Here is a 21289-nt window from a genome sequence, read left to right as displayed (position 1 = left end):
ATATTCAGTAACATAAAAAATAATATTTTAACAATTTTGATTATCTAGGAGGTTTAACATTATATGAAAAAGTTATTAATAGCGCTTACTACATTTGAGTTTTCTACTGTTTCTATAACTGTAGTAAGTTGCTTTGTTGTATTTGGATCATTAAACTCATCAGAAGGGAAAATAGATCTAAATGATTATATAAGTAAAAAACAATTGGGTGCTGTCGATCTTGACTTTAAAATGATTAAACCAGATAACCAAACAATATTAAGTTATATAAATAATACAAATAATATAGATCTTCAAGATGGTGATATTATTATTGAAGATAATAATAAATCATTAGATAATATATTTAACTCAACAAAAGAAATTAAAATTAAAGCTGCTAATCTAAATAAATATTCTGGTGAGTCAGAAATCGAATTTAATATAACAAATCCTCAAAAGATTAACTTAACTAATATTGAGGTTAATAATATTGGAGATGTTAACTTAATGGATGGTGATATTAAAACACCTCCTTCAGTAGAGTATAGTGTTAATTCACTAACACAAATTAAAGAAAATATGGATTTTTTTAAAACTTTGTTAGATGCAAATGATATTAATGAAATTATTAACGATAATTTTGAGTATTCTTATAAGGAACCTAAAAAGAATAATGGCAATCAAAGTCTAACCATTAACCTAAAAGCTAAAGATACATCGATTTATTTTACTGGAAACAGAGATGTTATTTACAATCCTGTAATTAAAGATAAAAGTAACAAAATAAATCTTGCCACATACAAAAAAAAGATTGGAGAGATTGATTTAAATTACTTAGATTGCAAACCTAGTTTAAATCAATTATTAGAGGCTATTAACAAAAGCAATAGTGATAAACCATTTATTACAGAGCAAGATATTGATGTAACTTCTTTTAACAATATAATTAAAGGCACTGACAACGTTGAAACTAATATACGTTTAAAAGTAAATGATAATTCATCAAAATTATTTTATGGTGAAATGGCTTTTGAATACTCATTAAAAAATGTTAAAAAGTATAACATTACAGATAACTTTGTTTCAAAAGGTTATTCACTAAACAAAGACTTTCAAACTGCTAACATTGATATGCAAGGTAAAGGTAGAACACCTAGTTGAGATCAAATTGCTGAATCATTCATATCAGGTGATAACTCACAAACATATATTGTTAAAAACTTTTTAAAACAACCTGACAAGAGTCCATCTTTTTTTATAGATGAAAATGATAGACAATATGTCCCAGGAGAAATTAACAATTCAAAACCGAGTGAAGATACAAAAGTTGTTGCTTCAGCTACATTTAAGGTCAATGATAAATGTAGATACTTAATTAGTGGATCTGAGATTACAATCAATTTTCAAGTCATGAATAGAGAAGTTTTCGATATTTCTACAATTGGTGAAACAATTGATCTTGGAATCTTTGATTTAAATGGATCTAACTCATACCCAGATGAAATGGATATTAAAAATAGATTTATTGAGAAACAAGTAGGAAAAAGTTGGTATCAAGATGTTAAAGATTATATTAATGATTTAGAAGTATTAAATAGAACTTTTAATAGTGCAACACTAAAAGCGTTTGACTTTGCAAAAAACTTAACAGGTTCAATTGTCGTAACCTATACTATAAAAAATGCTAAAAAAGTTGAATTAAAAGATGTAATACTTGTTACTGATTTAACAATTTTCTATATTGAATATAATATGGATAAACCATCAGATGATGATTTAAGAAAAAAAATATATGATTTAAATAAAGATACAATACCAAGAAGTTTTGCCTCAAATGAAGTAGCTTTTAAAGATAAAACTGATACTGGGTGTACAATATTTGCACCTGATAATAGTAATTACACAGGCGAAGTTTATCTGAAATATAAATTAACAACACACACAACACCATTAACTACTGTTGTCAAAAATGGAAGTATTGGTAAAATTGATTTATTAGGAAATAAATTGTATCCAGAAAAATCAGACTTATTAAAAGCAATTCAAGATACTAATGAAAATATTGAAGCTAAACAATACTTATCTTTAAGTGACTTTGAAATTGTAAGTGTCACAAATAATGGTGCTATAATACGTGGAACCGGTAAAGTATTTACAGGTGATGCTGAATTGAAATATACATTAATTGGAGTATCTTTAAAATTATACGCAAGTTTATCAGATCTTGGTACATTTGACTTACAAGGTAATGAATATGCTCCATCATTAACTGAGTTAGTGGACAGAATAAATATTATAAACAATCTATCTGGAATTGATGCTATTAAAACAAGTGACGTAGAAATTGAAAAAAATAGTCAAAGTGATACAAGTGTTTATATAATAAGTAATGATCAAACTTCAGAAAAATTCAAAGGTTCTAAACATGTCTTGTACAAATATAAATTAAAAAACTACAAAAAACAAAACCTTGCTGATCTTATTTCAACTAATTCAAGTATTGGATTAATAGATTTAAATTACGAGAAAAAACTACCAAATATACAAGATATTATTAAACAACTTAATAATTCCTTAAAGTTAGGTTTAAATGCAGATGAATATGAACTTGTCCCTAATCCAACTTATACAAGTGCTTATTTTAAAGCTAAAGAGAGTTGTGAAAAATATTACGGAGAAGCTTCAGTAACTTATAATTTAATAAATCAAGAGATTTATCCTTACTTAAAAGATAAAATAAAAGTTACAAACTTAGGAGTAATTAATTTAAATAATGAAACAGCTTATCCAAATCTAAAACAACTTGCATCGGCAATAACAAGTGCTAACCCAGGTATTAATATTGATGAAACAGATATATTATTTACAGATGATTTAGATTCTAACAATAAATTTCAGTCAATTATTGATTCTACTGAGAAACGTTTCGAAAAAGGAAAAGTTAAACTAACATATACAGTAATTAATGCAAAATCAATGGAATTAAAAGATGATTTATCAGTATTTAATTTAGGTAATATTAATAAATATTATGAAGATATAACAGTTGATGATATTTATATGAAATTAAAAGAGTTAAATCCATTTACTGGTATAACCAAAAAAGACTTTATTATTAAAATGATATGAGATGATGAAGTAATAATAAAAGGTACTCAAGGTTATAAAGGGGAGGTTAACTTACACTTCACCTCAAAAAGCAAAAAAACAACATCTATAGAAAAAATTATAGATATTGATCAATATCCCTTTGAAAACGGAGTTTATTATACTAATTATTTAAGCTCAGGACAAGATCAAATAATTAATTTACTAAAATCTAAATACAACTTAACTAGAGATAGAGATTATAGATTAACACAAGATTCAACTCAAGTTGAAGATAAATTAATTATTATTATAAATGGTATAAATAACTATAATGGAAAAGTTACAATAGTAGTAATGGAGAAATAAGAAAAAATAACCTTTAATGACAACCATAAATAGACAAACAATATCTTATGATATTGTTTTTTATTATATTAATATATTTAAAGAGCATTTATTTTTTTAGTTCGGTAATTTATATCAACTTTAAAAATAATATGAACTAAATTATTTGTATTTTTCGTTCTAAAATTACCATTTTGTTTTTTATAGTTCTTGCAAGGTAATGATTTCATATTATTTACTTTTTTGATAAAGTTATTTATTTTACTAACTATTTATTATTTAAAATCCATTTATAATTTGATTTAATTTTATAAAAGGTTATAATCAAAAAAAGGAATTTTATGAAAAGAAACTGAAGTAAAATAATTATTACAATAGTGACAATATTTGCATTTATTTATTTAATAAATGCATTATTTCAATTAAAAATAAATGTGCTTAAGATTATTTATATACTTGAGCATTTTAATAATTTTATTTTTATTATTGCTGTTGTTGTATTATCTTCATATTTAGCATTTAAATTTTCATTAATAGTAAATATAATTAATAAATATAAATTAAAAAATTTTAAGAATATATCTATAAATTTTTTAGTTAAAGAAAATCTTAGGTTCTTAAGAAGCTATATGTTAGTATTAGTACCTCTAATATTGATTAGGGTTTGTGAAATTTTTAATTGATGTAACAAAATAAATAATTTTGATTTATTTACTTCAATCATAGTATTGGTATCTCTATTTCTAATTTTAAATATGATTATATTCTCTTTATTTATTTCGCTTGTTTTTTTATGTAATTATAAAAAAATTAAACTGTTAGAATATAATATACCTAATAATATTTATTATGAACTACTAAATTTTTCTAATTTAGAGAGTTTTGATGATTATAGTAAACTAAATATTATATTCCAAAACAGCTTACTTGTTTCAATTCAATTATACAATTTTGAAAAGTTAATTAAAGTTTTTCTATTTTTTAGTGATAAACTTAAAATTAAAAAGAAAGGAACCATGCCCCCATTATTAATATTAATACTATTTTAATTTTTTATTGTATTTAAAAATAGAAGGAGAATTTATGAAAAAATTATTAAGTTTATTAACTATTTTAGGGTTATCAACATCAAGTAGTGCTATGGTTATTTCATGTGGAAATAACGCAAGCGAGGAAAAAGATGATACAGCTGCTAAGCGTGATTTAAATGATTTACAAGTAAAAGATTTAGGAGATGTAAATGGTTCGGCTGATTTAGCAACTAAAATTACAATTGATGATTTAATTAATGCTATAAATAATAAAAATGAAGGTTGAACACTTACTAAAAGTGATGTGGTTTTAGTTGGTGATCCAACCAATAATAGTGCTAAATTAGAGGCTAGTAGTAGTTCAAAAAATTATAAAGGAAGTGTAGAAGTTAAATTTAATTTCAGATTAAGTTTTAATGTATCAATATTAGAAGATGTAATAAACAATACAGGATTAGGTGCTGTTGCAAGACCTAATACTTACAATGTTGGTTATTTAATGGTGCCGAGTTATAAATCTGAAGATATTATGTCGTCAATTAAAAGATTTGTAGTACCTTTATTAGACATGGCCAAAATGCTTGGAACTACTATATCGTATGAGCAAATTTTAGATGTTGCAAATATAGTTTTTTTAGATAGTGAAGATAATGTATTTGAGAACCCAAATGAGTCTAATCAAGTTGATCATATTAAAATAACAGCTAAAAATGGTAAAGAAAATAATATTGCTGGCATTCATATAAAAGGTGAAGCAATTATAAAAATAAAAACACAAAAACCTGTTAATGAAATTGTAAAAGTTACTGAATTAGGGGATATAGAAATCAGTAATAAAAATGATGATTATATGACTAAAATAGCAATATTAAATGCATTTTATAATAAGAACAGTATAATAGATGACAACTTAAAAAAACAATTTGAGGTTACATCATATGCTGATACTGAAGCAACTATTAATACTGTAATTAATTCTGATTACGCTTCAAATGATATTAAAGTTAAATATACATTTAAAGAAGAAGTGAATAGTTACACAAAATGAGATTTATCTAAAATGTCAAAAAATGATGACTCAACATTCCAACCCACAATTAAAATAACATCGGAAAATATAGATAATACTTTATATACTGAGATATTTAATTCTATTACTGATACCAAAAATCAGTTTAAAAGTTATTGAGAAGATGAATATTTGTATGACCAAGAGGGAAATATGTCATTTATATTTGACAATCAAGAAAAAGTTGAGACTGAGTATTATATTCTTAATAAAGGAAAATTATCTTCAAAAGATTTTATCAATAAGTTTGATACAATATTTGATGTAATTATTGACAAAACTCAGAAAACAATTAAAGTTAGTGTTAAATCTGGACAAGAAAAATTTGATAAAGACTTTGCTGTATATGGTGAAATAATTTTCAAATACACAGTTTAAGATAATATCTTATAGAATATATTAGTAAATTATTAAATAATAAAAATGATATTTAAATTGTCTATATCATCTTTAAAATTTTATATAAAAAAAACTATATAGTTAATAAGACTATTTAGTTTTTTTTATATAAAAGTAGATCATTTTTCCTTATTTTTTTCTCTTTTTCTTCTTATAAATTAATAGAATAAATGAAATTAATGTAATTAATATAAAAATACTACCTGCCAAAAAAATATAAATATTTGAATTACCACTTTCAATGTTTTCAACGTCATTATTAGGAGTATTAGTTTCAGTCTCTGTTTCAGTTTTATAATTATCGATGCCAAATATATTACCTAAATATAGTTCCTTAATATAATTATTATCTACTATACTAGAATAATTAGTTTCTAAATTAATTGTTGCAATTTCATTTTGACTAAGATAACCATCTAATACGTGACCCATTTCATGATCTAATGTAGCGTAAATATTGGGACTGCTTCATCATGTGCGAGAGTATTCATTATTATCTTTTTCTTCTTTATATTGAGTTAATGATTTACCAGTAAATACAAGATATGAGTAATAAGTTGATTTACTATTAGAAACAGTTGTTATGTTATTGGCTGTATATGCCATTACACCATTTGGCAAACCTTTCAAGGGATAATCTCATGAAATTATAAATCCAATCAAATAATTTAAAATATATGGTTTGTTTTTATAAGTTGAAATTTTAGATGCTACATTAAATAGATCTAAAACGTGTTGTTTTAATATAAGTAGTTTACTATCATCTCATTTATAATAATCCTTCATTGCGTCTAAAGTATTTTTAATGTCAATATTAGAATAATTTTTATCATTAATTTTTGATTTATATTTAAAATATTCATTTAAATCATTAAAACTGTTAAATTGCTTTTCATCATTTTTTAATCTATTAAATGATTCGATAGACTTTTGTGAAGCTTTTGTATATATATCGTTATTAAGATTTCCCAATTTATCAAAATCAAATGAGTATAAATTATATATATTTGCTAATTGTTGAAGATTAATTTCACTAAATTTTCTAGGTGAATACGTAAAATCACTTAATGCAATTATATTTTTTCCACCAACAATATGATTTCAAACATTATATGCTGAATATAAAACGTTAGGACCATATGACAAATCGTTTTTCTTGTATCCCTCAAAGTCTCTCATCCCAAATTTATCGCTTTTATACATTAATTTATTAGAATCTAAATCATTTGATTTTTTATTTAGGTTTGTGTTATAAATTAATTTTTTTGACTCATCATTTTCAAAATCATGATCTATTTCATTCTTAATATTTGTTCATTCTGTATTAGTTATAGTTCCTGTAAAGCTGTTTTTAAGCTTGTTATAAATATTTGAAAAATAGTAATTAAGTATTTCCCAGCTCTTATTTTTCATATTATCATTCGTAGTTTGTCAACGGGAATATGATTCTGCAAAAAATTCTTTATAACTTGAAATTCCATAAATGGATAAGTTTAATAAGTTTGATATTAAATACATATAAAATACATTTATTTGCTTTTTATATTCATCTTTATCATTATTTAATGTATCAATTATTCCATTTGCAAGCGAAATAATATATTGGTTGGTTGTAATATTAGAGTGTTTAAAAATAAAATATTGTAAAGAGATTCCTCCTCACATTATTTCAACTTTATTAGATACATCCATTTTTTTGTTATCTATTGTATAATTTTTATTTACTAAATCGTGTCTATTTATCACGTATAAGTTAAAGTAATTTAAATTTATAATAAAAAAAATTATTGTAAGTATTGATTTAATTAGTTTCTTCATTTTTATCCCTTTATTAAGTTATTATATATTACACATATTTTTTGTTTAAGTCAAACTTTTCTTTTATTAATGTGTTTATTATTCAGAAATAAAAATAAAAACATTAGAAAAATGCTATTTATTAAATTTATTTAAAGATAATATTTATTTTATAAATACAAAAATAATTTTAGTAATTATATAAATGTGGTTTATTAGTTATATTAGTAGTATATTAATAGTTAATGGAGGACTTTATGAAAAAATTATTAACATTTACTTCTATAAGCATGTTTTGTTTAACAGTACTTGTAGTACCTTTATTCTTTATTATATTATCTTTTAATAATAGTCACGTAAATCAAGCTCCAAATAATAATATAAATAATTCAAATGGTGATATTTCTAAATCAAACCAAGGTTTTAATGACCTTAATACTATGGACGAAAACGGAGAGGTAACTAAAAATTTAGGAATAATTAATCTATCTGGTAAAAGTGAAATTACAGCAGATATAGCAGATCAATTCTTAAAAATGAACAATTCAAATGATAAAATATTTAGTTTAAATACTGAAGATATATATATAAAAAGCGTTTTTCTATCAAATGCAAGAATTACTTTAGAAGGTTTTGTAGGTTTTGTAGATGTAACCTATACTTTAAAAAACTTAGATAAATTAATTGATAATATAGACATTGGTAACATAAACAAACTGGATGATAGCTCCATTTTTGATAAATTTAAATCTATGAATAAGAAGTTTCTAAATGTTGACCTACCATCAATATTCAGCATAGAATATAACGACCTAAAAAGCTCTTATTTAGTATTTAATTCTGGCGGAAAACCTACTGGGAGAAGTGATAATAATAAAATAACAATTAATTATAAAATTAGTAATCTTGACTCATTAATACTAGTAAAGAACATTGGGGATGTTAGTACTATAAAACATGAGGATATTGTTAATAAGGTTATTACTGCAAACCAAAAAAATCAAAATATTGCAATTATTGAAAAGTTTAAAAATAGTTTTTCTGTAAAAAGTGATAATAGTAGTTATAATTCTGCAACATTACTACTTAATACAAATGACCTTGAGGTCAATTACTCTGATTTATCATTTAAAATTGATAACTTAAACTGTTTAATTGATACAAGTTCATTGGGTTATTTAAACAATATTAATAAAACTGAAATTGTAAACAAAGTAGTTGAAATGAACCCTTTATTAAAAAGTTACCTTTCAGATAACAAAGATGAAGCATTAGAAGTTACAGAATATCATTTAAAATCTGCTAAATTTAAATTAAAAAATAACATAAAATTATCACAAGAAATATCTGTAAATTATGATTGTAAAACACTTAGTGGAATAATTCAGACAAACAAACTTGGTGATATAGAAGAATATAACAAATACAATCCTAATACCCAAATCGTTGAAAATACTAAAAAAAGTAATTTCTTGTTAGATGAAATAAATGATAATAATCGTTTTATAGTAAGCAATATAAATTATGAAAATTTTACATCATCACAACAAAGAGTAGCATCATCATATAATCTAACAATAAGTGGTTATGAAGGAAGCGTAAATTTAAATTATGGAGTCAAAAGGAAAAATGTAAGTGATGTAATTAAAAATAAAAATCTAGGAAGTTTTTACTGAACAAATAAACAAGAAGTAATTGATAGAATATCAACATCACTTGATTTAAATAACGTATATGTCAATAGTTTAACTTATGACTCAGTTGAAATAAAAGCTAAAGAAGATTCATTAAAATTTTATGATAGTGTAAATGTTAGCTTTAAAACAGATTTTAATAATCGAGGTACTAAAACAGATATATCCACAGTGGCTAATGCTGTTAGAAACTCATCAACAGAAGTAATTACAAAATCACACATACAGGATAGTAGTACATTTGGAACTCATTATATAAATGATTCAGGAGGAGAACAAAAATTTAACTTTAATTACATAGTCCCTTTATCAATTTCAACATTATATTATTATAAAAGTAACTCATATTTAAGATTGTTTGCTAAAATTACTCTTAGCAAACTTGCATCAACAGGAAGTGTTGAAAATACAGGGACATCAATTGGGGGTAGCACAAGCTCAATATTAGATATTCCAATAAGTACTATTAATAGTTTGTCAAGTAATGGTAATCCTTGAACGGGCGAAATTGATACAGGTGGTAAGTTTAATAATCAAAGAGTTGGTTTTAGAACAAGATCTTGAGGAATGTGTAATAAATCTGATACACTTGGAATTACTTCAAGATTTGAAGTAAATGTTAGAAAAAATAGTGTAGATGGAGATAATCAATCATTGATATTTAGTTTCACCGTTTCAAATTCTATGAGTGATTGAAGTACGTGTGATTCTTTCGATACTTGGTATAAATTTACAATATATGGTATATCGGTTGAAAGTAAATAGAATTGGTGAAATTAAATGATAAAGAAAAAAACAAAAAAGGCTGATAATGATTTAAATTTTGATAGTAGTATAAGTTTTTTTAAAAATAATGATAATTCTATAGATGAACAAAGTGATCAAATAGAGTCTGAAGAATCGGAACTTGGTTTTAAAAACAAAAAAACAAAAAAATTAAGAAAAAAGAGCTTAAACAGTTTAATTATCAAATCTGGTGTTAAACAAATGTCTAAAAGCTTTGCTTCCATCTTCTTTATATATTTACTAGTTGTCATAGCTTCATCATTGTGCTTCATACTAAGTTTATTTTATGATAGAGTGGATAGCAATTTAAATAATCTATCTGCTAAATCTAATTTAAGAGATTTCATAGTTGATGTAGATCAAAATGATAAAATATCATTTAATCAAAAAGAATTAATTGGTGGTGAAAAAATATTAGATTATTCTAATAATGATTTATATCAGCAATATTTAATTAATACGTTATCTAGAAAAGGTAAGTTTTATGATGAAAACAATAATGTAATTAATGGTAATAATTACTTTGATTGATCAAGAACAGAATCAAGATTATTCAATACTGTTTCTCTAAATAATAAAGATTTAACTACAAGAGTTATAACAAAAACTGGTTTAATATCATCAACTATTAATGATGATTTTGAAGAAGTAGTAAATGAAAACAATAGTGTTGATAAGTTAGTTCTTTATGAAAGTATTTATAAAAACAATCAAGTTTTTAGTGAAAATGTTAACGAGGCTTCAAAACAAGTTGTTTTACAGTACAATTTTGCAAAAAAAAATAACATTGAATTAAATGATATTGTAAGATTTAATTCAGATAATTATGGAAAAAGTTTTATTGTAAAAAATGATCAAGATGATTTAACATTTGGAAAAAAAAATAATGATATTAATGACCCAATAAATGGGATTGATCAATCAAAATACTCTGATCAAAGTTGGTTTCAAGTAGTTGGTTTTGGAACTTCTATTGATTTTATGTATAGTTACAAAAATCGAGAAAATCCAATACCGAATATAAATACTGAAGTAAATGCTTATGTTTCACCAAAAGTCTTTGGTTTATCTAGGGTTGATATTTCTAAAACTATGTCTTTATACAGTTATAACCCAAATGACTCAATCCTAAAAGCTGCTTCTGAATCAGATAGAGAAGTCTCTTTCTCATGTAAATTTTTTGATATTAATAATTATAGCGAACAGTTAATTCAATCATTAAATAATGAGTATTTAAGATTTGGTAACATATCTCAAAAATCAAAGAAAGTCTTATATGCTATCAATGATTCGACTTATAAGTACTTTAATAGAATTAGTATATATAACAATATCTTATTTATTTTCAAATTTGTTTCTTACTTTTTTGTTTTTTTAATTGTTGCTATAATAATCTTTATTGTTACTCAATTTATAAAGAGAGAATTAAAAGATTCAGAAAAAAAAATAGGTACATTTAAAGCTATGGGATGTAGTAAATCAAAACTTACTAATTTCTTTTGAATCTTACCAACTTTAATAGTATTTTTAGCAGTTTTTACTTCATATATTGCAGTAATATTTACGCAAAATTATGTGCTGAAAATTGCGACAAATTATTTAAATGTTAATATTGGGAATATGTCATTCATTCAATTTTATGTATTTCCAATTATGTTTATTTTTATTATTTTAATTTATTTAATTTGTCAAATTAATACTTTAAAGTATTTAAGAAGAGATGCGTCAAGTTTATTATTTGGTGTTACTTCAAAACCACATTCAAGATTTTTATATGCTTATAAGGCATTATATACATATTCAAAGTTTAATAAAAAACTTCACTCAGCTTTGTTTTCAAGTTCGTTTAAGAAAGTAATGGCAACATCAACGGTCATATTCATATCCTCAATTTTATTATCCTTCTTATCTATTGTTCCGTTTGTGATCGCACAAAATAAACAGGAAGCATTTAGTGGTTTAGATTATAAAAACATTATCGAATATAATCAACCAGTATCAAATAATCCATATACATTTTTAAAAACTTATAACCCCAATAAGATTAATGATTATAATTATAATGAAAATAATAAGGTTATAAATGATTATAGTGAAGCGTTAGGTAATCAAACCAGTTACTATACCTCAAGTCCTGTTTCTAAAAACAGTAATGGAAATCTTGACTATGATTCTAACACTATAATTAATGACTTAATTACAGGAGATATTAGTAGAAATTTTTACTCATATAATGTACCAGTTGTCGATCAAAATGTAAAAAACCCACAAAAACTATTACAAGAAATTGCTAAACTTGGTTATTCTGATTGAAAAAACTATTCAATTGATTATTTAAAGTTGCTTAATAAGATGGATATATCAGTATTTACAAATAATGAAACAAGTATTAAGAGTTCAAGTGGTTATCAAGCTGCGTTAAATATATTAAATCGATGACCGGATTATTATAATTTATTAACTAAGATTGAACAGTATTATATAGATTATAGTGGTGGTGTGAATAGTGGAGATACATTAAGTAATTTAAAAAAGATCTTTAATGAATTACAATTATTTTATTCTAAATATAATACAAACCTACAACTATCAAATAAAAATAATTATTATAATGAAAAATACGAATTAAATTTAGACAATATTAAGAAAATAGATTTCAAAACTTTAATTTTTAATAGCACTAATTCAGTCTATAATGTAAAGAATCCAAATCCTTTTTCTTTAATGGTAAATAATGAAGATTTAGCGTTAAGTGTTGAGAATAGTTATAAAGATTTTAATGAGTCTTTTAAAGAAAACAAATTATATTATGATGATCAAGAAATTAGATCCTTGATAACAGAGGATTTAGATAGTTCTACTTTAAAAAAATTAAACACTTTTATTTTAATCTGATTTTGAATAAACTATGCAAATAAATTAGGTGATAGTATATTCCAATCTTTTTATTCTAATGAACCTTCAGAAGTGCAAGATAATATAAAGAATGCTCTTAATAAAAATGAAGATTATAATTTCTCATTTAACTTAATCCCATATAATAAAGAAAATGAAGAAACTGGAACAATGTTAAATGGTACTTATTCTTTAAATAATAAAACTTACAATCTAAAAATATATGGTTTAAATCCTGACTCAACTGCATTAGATATGAATGATGCAAATGGAGATAATGTTAAAAGTAACTTATTCAAAAAAATTAACCCTAGTTTTGGAAATGCCATTCCTATCGTAATTAATAATTCATTGGCGAAAAAGTTGAATCTAGATATTGGTAATAGTTTGTATGGTATTAAAGTTAGTAAAAGTGAACTTGTTGGTTACAAACAAATAAACTCAGGTGATGGTGAAATGAGTAATTTAAAAAAAACTATCGGACTTGATCAAGTAAAAACTGGATTAAATACTTTTAGTTCAGATTCAAGTAATACAAACAAGTTTTTCTCTGAGTATAAAAAAAATTATTACTCTATTGCAAAGGACAATATTGGTTGATCAAATGGAAGTGATTTATCTAATAACATTGCCTATGTATGTATAGAATCTTCTAAAGAGTGCTTAGAAAAAGATAAATTTGATTTTGCAGTAAGTAATATAAGTAATATTAACGACCCATCAAAAATTCAACAAGCTTCATGAAACTCTAAGATATCTGTTGAAAAAACTGAAACAAATCAAAATTTTGTTGTAGTTGGAGTTCAAGGGAGTTATGGTGAACCAAAGGCTTGAGTTTCTAATGAAAATGCAAACAGAGTTTTAGGATATGATGAAGTGCAAAAATATTTCTTTAATAATTACTTTATTTCTGAATGATCAAATAAAAACTACTTAAAAAGTTTCTTTAATCAAGAATTATTTGGGGATTTTACAGTTGAACAATGAGAATCATTTATTGACTTCTTTAATCAAATAGTTCAAGGATGATTAAGTGATAATCCAAAATATAATAGTAATGCTAAAAATCCATTCGATGACTTTATAGAAACATTCATAAAATTAAGTGATGATTATCATGATACTAATGGTTATAAGAAATTTTCATCTATTTTATACACTATTTTTCAAAATGAATATCCAACATTTAATTATAAATATAAAAAAAATAATATAATTAACGATAATACATTTAGTAGTTCTAAAACACAAGAGTTTGGAGACTATAGCACTATTGGATTGTATGGAAAAACAGAAATTGACCCTAATTCTAAATCATATATCTTTAATGATGGTTTCATAAAAAATAATATTTTAAATAACCAAGATGTCGAAATACAAAAAGACTTTCTAAATAACGTTACTGAATTATTAAATGGTTTAATAATTATAATTACCGTTATAGTATTTTCAATGTCTTTTATAATCATATTTATAAGTTCTGTATACATAATAAATGAGAATTCCAAGTTTATTGCAACATTAAAAACACTTGGGTATACTAATAGATACTTAGTGGGACAGGTTTTTATGATCTATTTTACCCCAATTTTATTAAGCGTCTTTATAGGATTTGGAACTTGTTGAGGGGTCTTGAAATATTTATTTAATTATTTATCAACCAATTCATCAAGTGTTATACCATACTTGTTTAATTATCAATCACCATTAATAGTTTTCTCAGTAATTTTTGCTATTTACTTATTCTCTATTTACGTTGCGCAGAAAGCGTTGTCTAAAATAAATCCATCAGAAGTACTTGGCGATCAATAATAAAAATATTTTTACGTGTATATGTATTATAATTCACTTAAAGAAGGAAAAAGTCATGAAAAGAATTATTTCAATTTTATCAGCAATAGCAATTTCTGTAGTTCCATTAGGAACAATAGTTTCATGCTCTTCAAGCAGTAAAATTCAAGATTTATTTGATGACTCAGATGATTCAAATAAAGGTGCATATTTACCAGAAAATATTAAGAAGAAACTTAATGATTTTGATTTAGTTGCTTTGGAAACTTTTACTACCAATGAAGAAATTAATGATAGTAATAAAGATGTTATATTGCAAGAAATGATAACAAAAGTTGAAGAAAAATTAAACTTTAAAAATGATGATTTTAAAATTAAATTAGATAAAGGTGATAAATATGAGTTACCTATTTTAAAAGACCTTCAAAGAGGACAAGATTTAGTTACTTTGAAAGATATAGAGCAGTCGAAAGGTACAATAAAATTAAGCTTATATTATTTGGATAACCTTCAAGCTAAACAGGAGTTTAGTTTTACATCTTCTATATTTGATGCTTATAGTAAAATAATTAACAATTTAAGTAATAATAGTAGTACAAATATCGTCAATAATAATGCAAAAAAATTAGATTTATCACTGATTAGTACCAGTTTTAGTGGAATGACAATTAATGTTACTTTAGGAACAATATTAAATATACTTGATTTATTAAATACTCTTAGTTCAACTGGTATTTCTAAATCACTAACAGAAATTGTTGACACTATTAAAGGTATTGGAAATATGGATCTTAATAAACTTACTACTTATAATTCAAGTGTTTATAATGATTTTAATAATAAGTTTGAACAATCTTTTAATTTTATATTTAAAAAATTAGGAGATTTATTAAAGGAATTTGGTGTTCCAGATGAAATTGAACTTCCAATAGGAGAGGCACCAATAAAAGTAAAAATATCTGAAATTTTAAATGTGAATCTTCTAGATGTATTGGGAATAGATATAAGTAAATTTAACAGTGATATGATTACAATAAAAATCGAAGATGATGGTGGTAAAAATAGAATAACAATTCTAGATGTATTAAAAAATATTTCACCATATGTTGTATCAGTAATAAACCAAATCTTTGTAGAAAATAGCATTTCTTATTTTCATAGTAGTCATAATCTTTTGTATAGTTTATTAAAGTTTTTTACTGAAGAAAAAAATGATAACGAAGTTTTATCAAAGATTTATAATGCTAACTTTGATGGAGACAGTATAAGTTTAGGATCCGCAACTTCAAATATCGATATGATGTTTTATGATTTATTGATAGGTTTTGATAAAGAGAGAAGAGATGAAAAATCTCATCTTAGAATAACAATAAAAGTTGTTTATGATATTAATGATTTAGATATTTCACCTAGTTTTGTTAAAGACATTATTATAAAAGCATTAGGTACCGATAAGTTAACAATATTCAATGATGATTATTTAAGTAAAGTATTAAAGTACGTTAAAGTAACACCATCAGAAATAGTGAACAGGGTATTACAAGCGATATATAAGGACCGTGATGGTGGATTGTTTGATATGAATGAAGAAAATATTGTAAAAGATATTAGTACTGATGATCTTATTGATATTAATGTAGTTGGTTTATTAAACAGTATTAAAGAACTTCAATCAGGTTTAGGACAGTATGCATCTGCTTTAGCTGGTACAATTAAAGAGAAAGCGTTACCAATGATAAACAAAATGATAGCAGGGGTTGTTCCGGCTATTCCAATTAAACCAATTATTTCATTGTTAAAAGACAAAATTATTTCTTCGCTAGTATCAGATAATAAGTTATTAGAACAAAATGATTTTGAATTATTAAGCGCAAAGTTTCAAATTGCTTTAAAAGATAATGATGACTGGATAAAAATAAATAATACAATTCAGATAGAAGATTTTTCAAGATATACAAGTATGAAGCTTATTTTTACAAATGTTCAATATAGAGTTGCAAGTAAATTAGACCCATCACTTGTTACTAAAACTAGAGATGACCTTACTTTTGATATCGTATTATCAGATCTTGATTAATTATTTATTATAAATATTTTAAAAAAACTAATGATTTTTATATACTATAAATAGAATAGAGGAGAACTCCTATGAAAAAAAAATTCTATTATGCAGTTGCAAAAGGTTATAAAATAGGAGTTTTTGATTCTTGAATTGATTGTAAACTTCAAATTGAAGGTTATAAAGGGTCAGTATATAAAAAGTTTGATGACAATAAAGAAGCGTTAAAATGATTAGAATATAATTTAAGTATGTCTGATGATTATAATGAAATGAAGTCTAATATTGAATATGATGCAATCGCTTATATTGATGGTAGTTATAAGGAGAAAGAGAAGTTTTTTACGTATGGTGTTGTAATCCAATATGATAATAAATTACTTAAATTTAAGGAAAAATTTAATGATGCTAGTTGATTAAAGTATCGAAATGTATCAGGTGAAATTATGGGTGCTATCAAAGCCATAAAATTTGCTTTAGAAAATAAATTGAAAAGTATCTTAATAGTGCATGATTATGAAGGTATCCATTATTGAGTAAATGGTAATTGAAAAGCCAAGAATAAAGAAACTAAAGCTTATTATAATTTTATGAGAGATAGTCAGAAGTCAATGAAGATAAATTTTAAATGAGTTAAAGGTCATAGTAATGATGAAATGAATGATTTAGCAGATGAGTTAGCAAATGAAGCATATTCTTTAAATTATGTATCAAAAGTTTTAGTTAACTAAGAATTATAAACGTTATATAAAAATTAATTAGAAGACATTTTAATTAAAGAGTATTATTATAAGTTATAATATACGTGGAGGTACGTATGGAGATTAATAAGGAATTATTATTAACTGAATATTTTGATGCAGCAATTGAAGAAACAAAAAAAATTGTAGCAATGCCATCGTATAGGAAAAATATATTAAAGGGATCTCCTGTTGATCAAGATATAAGAAATGTATTAGATCATTGTATAAAACTATGTAAGAGTTTTGGTATGAAAACATTTATTGCTAATGATTATAAATATGGTTATGCTGATTATGGTAATGGTGATAAATTATTTGGAATTATTTGTCATTTAGATGTAGTACCACCTGGAAACTTGTCTGAATGAAATAATCCTCCATTTGAACCGATTATTAAAGATGGTAAATTGTATGGCCGTGGAACTTTTGATGATAAAGGGCCAACAATGATGAATATATTTTCACTCAAATATCTTATAGATAATAATTTTCAACCCGATTATACAATAAGGCTTATATTTGGTACTTCAGAAGAAACAACTTGAGAATGTATGGAATCATATGTTGGAAAGGAAAGATTGTGTGATTTTGGTTATGTACCTGATGGACACTTTCCAGTTGTATATGCAGAAAAGTGAATTAGCGACGTAGATTTAATAGGTAATTATAAATGTAATTTTGAAATAGAAGGTGGAGAAGTATATAATGCTGTTAATGATTTAGTTTCATATAAAGGTGATAAGATACATGAAATTAAATGTTTCTTAGATAAAAACAGTATATCAACTTACATTGATGATAATAAATTATTTGTTAAGGGTATTGCTTCACACGGTAGTTTACCAGAAAAAGGTGTCGCAGCTTCTACTTGACTGCTAAAAGCAATGAATGAAGTTGGTATAGTGCATCCATTGGTTCAATTTGTTAGTGAATATGTTCATTTAGATTTCAGTATGCTAAAAGTTTTTGGCAATATCGTTGATGAAACAGGTGTAATAACAACTTGTAATGGAATTATTAAAGTTACTAATGATGATTATAGATTTACTTTAAACATTAGAATACCTTGTACATATGATCCTAGAAGAGATGTAAATGACAAGTTAAATAACTTTATTAAAAAATTTGATATGGAATTAATTGTTAGTTCAGTTGAAAATAGCATTTATTTTGAAAAAGATAGTGAGGTTGTAAAAAAAATAATGTCTGTTTATCAACAAGTTACAGGAGATTTAAAATCTGAGCCAATTGCTATTGGTGGTGGAACTTTTGCAAAGTCAATGCCTAATATAATTGCTTTCGGAGCTGAATTTAATATAGAAGAATCAACAATGCACGCTTATAACGAATTTGTAAAAATTGAAGAACTTAAAAAAATGATTGAAATATATACTATGTCAATCATCAAACTAACAATATATGATAAAATAATTTAACATTTAAGAATATTATTTTTGTATTATAATATAAAGTATAATATAAAAAAAAAAAAAAAAAGATTTAGGAGAAAAAATGAAAAAAATATTAAAAATTTTGTTTTCTATAACTCCATTAGCATTCTCTTCAACATTGGTTTCATGTGGTTCAAATGATAATGTAAATAGTGCGAATAATGGTAATGTAGATGGTAATGGAAGTGATAATAACTCTGGGAATAATGGTGCTAGTACTGTATTACTTGATTTATTAAAAGAAGAAGTAAACGATGCAATTAATAAAAACCTTCAATTAGCTGTAAATAACTTATATCAGTTAGATAAATTAAATGATAATCTACAATCAACATTAAGTAATGAGTTTTTAAAGTATGATAAATTAAAAAATTATGATGGAAAATCATTAACTGATACAGTAGTTTTATCAGACGTTGAAAAAGTACAATTAATTGAAGACGTACGTAAGTTAATAAATTTTAGTAAAATAACTGAAGATGTAATGAAAGTTTATAAAAAAGAAGTCTATAAAGTATATAGTTTGACAGGTAATGATACAGATTTATTTACTCTAAATATAAATTATAATTCTGTGGCAATTGCATTCACATCAGGTGAAATAAAAGCTGCAAATGTTCTATTTGATTACAATTTTGATTTATATTACAAAGACTCAACAAACAAAAAAAATAAACTTTCATTTAATCAAAGATTTTTATACGGATTAACTACTAACGCTGATTTAGGTTCCTATGTTGAAAAATTATCTAAGTCATTAAAGTATGATAGTTTATTAGATACATCAAATTTTAAAGATGCATTTGCAATAAGTTCTGCAAAATTATTTGATAATGACTCAAGAAGATATACTGGATATATAGATGAGTCTACATATAGTGGTTTGTTAAAGAATTATATTAATAAAAACTCAGCTATAGGATTAATTATAAATGGTATAAATGATTATATGGATAACAAAACTTTTAAAGTTGAATTAAAAAATATTGATGAAGGATTATTTAATAATTACTATAGTGTTAATAAATTAGGTTCTGAAAAAGCTTATTTAGAATCAATGGGTACAAAAGATAAGAACCCTGTAGTTTGAAAATCTGATGATAACAAAAAAATAGAAGGAAAGAACTTTTCTTCTCAAGAACTATATGATTATTTCTTTAGAGAAAATAATATATTAGAACAAGATACTGGGACTATTGGTGATGTTAGTGGGTCAACAATTAATAAATATATATATGATATTTCTAAAGATTCAATAACTTCTAACCTAAAATATTTATATGATAAAGAAGTTGAAACAATAAGTAATTTAAAAGATGGAGGTTTTGAATTAAAAGACCTTCAAAATAATTCAAACCTTTATAATAATATAAAATTAGGTTTTTTGAATATAAAAAATTTAACAATAACTCTAAATAGTGATTTTTCTCAACAATTACCTCAGTTTGATGTTCTAACAAGTTTTAAAGTTACTGAAAAAAGTGAAAGTTCATTTAGTAATTTGGCTAAAGAAACTTTAAGTCAGGATTTTTTTGATAAAAGTAATTTATTTGCTTATGTTTATTACAATTCTAGAGATGGTGTTAAAGCAATGAAAGCTATTTTTGATTTTAAAGAAGATACAATTAATGAGAGAGCACAAGGTATAGGTAAACAACCAAACTTTGGTACAAAAGGTCTTTCTTTAACAACTTTCTCTGGTGACTCAACAAAAAAAGGTCTTAGCATAAATAAAAATTTATGAGATACATTTGATCTAAATGTTCGTGATAATTCTGCTGCTGTGAATGCTAAAAAAATGCTAAACAACCTGTCTTTAAGAAATGATAGTCAAGTTGAATATTTAAATTATATGAAAACTGCAGGTGCTCAAGAGAACTATGAGTGAGATTTTCAGGGATTTAATTATATGAATTTAGAATATGCTCCAAAAGATTATTCTTACAGAGGATTTTATTTAAAGTATCCGAGTCCATTTACTAATTGAGAAGATTATTTTTATGGAAACCTTAAGTTTAATTTTATAAACTTAAGTTATGTAATTGATAAAAACATTTATCCTAACCAAAAAGCTGAAGATGTTCCAAAATATTATTATAGATTAAATGTCGTTGGACAATATTATTATTAAAAGATTAAAATTAATCTTTTTTTTAT

The 21289-nt window shown here is 24.1% G+C and carries 10 protein-coding genes; 9 read left to right on the top strand and 1 reads right to left on the bottom strand.

Annotation, left to right across the window (positions count from 1 at the left end; all coding sequences use genetic code 4):
• Positions 1–63 precede the first annotated feature (63 nt).
• The 3 genes from SCORR_RS04085 to SCORR_RS04075 all read left to right on the top strand — a co-directional run bounded on the left by SCORR_RS04085 (position 64) and on the right by SCORR_RS04075 (position 5895).
• Positions 64–3438, top strand: coding sequence for a hypothetical protein (locus tag SCORR_RS04085; RefSeq protein WP_094049413.1), 3375 nt, complete (start codon positions 64–66; stop codon positions 3436–3438).
• Positions 3439–3758: 320 nt separating this feature from the next.
• Positions 3759–4466 carry a hypothetical protein gene (locus SCORR_RS04080; protein ID WP_094049411.1) on the top strand — a complete coding sequence of 236 codons (708 nt, stop codon included), beginning with the start codon at positions 3759–3761 and terminating at the stop codon, positions 4464–4466.
• A gap of 34 nt (positions 4467–4500) precedes the next feature.
• Positions 4501–5895 (top strand): hypothetical protein, encoded by a 1395-nt coding sequence (locus tag SCORR_RS04075; RefSeq protein WP_094049409.1) that lies wholly within the window; start codon positions 4501–4503, stop codon positions 5893–5895.
• 150 nt (positions 5896–6045) lie between these two features.
• Here the strand turns inward: SCORR_RS04075 and SCORR_RS04070 are convergent, their stop codons facing one another.
• On the bottom strand, positions 6046–7734 hold the full coding sequence (locus SCORR_RS04070) for a hypothetical protein (protein WP_094049407.1): 1689 nt from the start codon (positions 7732–7734) through the stop codon (positions 6046–6048).
• Between the two features lie 236 nt (positions 7735–7970).
• On the opposite strand from SCORR_RS04070, the gene SCORR_RS04065 reads away from it, so the two are divergent.
• From SCORR_RS04065 to SCORR_RS04040, 6 genes are all read left to right on the top strand, one after another.
• Positions 7971–10172 (top strand): hypothetical protein, encoded by a 2202-nt coding sequence (locus SCORR_RS04065; protein WP_094049405.1) that lies wholly within the window; start codon positions 7971–7973, stop codon positions 10170–10172.
• 15 nt (positions 10173–10187) lie between these two features.
• On the top strand, positions 10188–14900 hold the full coding sequence (locus SCORR_RS04060) for an ABC transporter permease (protein WP_094049403.1): 4713 nt from the start codon (positions 10188–10190) through the stop codon (positions 14898–14900).
• Positions 14901–14955: 55 nt separating this feature from the next.
• Positions 14956–16956: a hypothetical protein gene (locus tag SCORR_RS04055; protein ID WP_094049401.1), complete on the top strand. Its 2001-nt coding sequence runs from the start codon at positions 14956–14958 to the stop codon at positions 16954–16956.
• A 71-nt stretch (positions 16957–17027) separates the two neighbouring features.
• A complete protein-coding gene (locus SCORR_RS04050) occupies positions 17028–17669 on the top strand; it encodes a ribonuclease H1 domain-containing protein (RefSeq protein ID WP_094049399.1) in 642 nt (213 codons plus the stop codon).
• 86 nt (positions 17670–17755) lie between these two features.
• Positions 17756–19117, top strand: a complete 1362-nt coding sequence (locus SCORR_RS04045) for a Sapep family Mn(2+)-dependent dipeptidase (RefSeq protein WP_094049397.1) — start codon at positions 17756–17758, stop codon at positions 19115–19117.
• A 76-nt stretch (positions 19118–19193) separates the two neighbouring features.
• A complete protein-coding gene (locus tag SCORR_RS04040) occupies positions 19194–21263 on the top strand; it encodes a hypothetical protein (RefSeq protein ID WP_094049395.1) in 2070 nt (689 codons plus the stop codon).
• The last annotated feature ends 26 nt before the right edge of the window (positions 21264–21289 follow it).

Source organism: Spiroplasma corruscae (assembly GCF_002237575.1).
GTDB classification, from domain to species: domain Bacteria; phylum Bacillota_I; class Bacilli_A; order Mycoplasmatales; family Mycoplasmataceae; genus Spiroplasma_A; species Spiroplasma_A corruscae.
The sequence above is the reverse complement of the archived record's forward strand: the minus strand, read 5'-3'. Positions and strand labels throughout refer to the sequence as shown.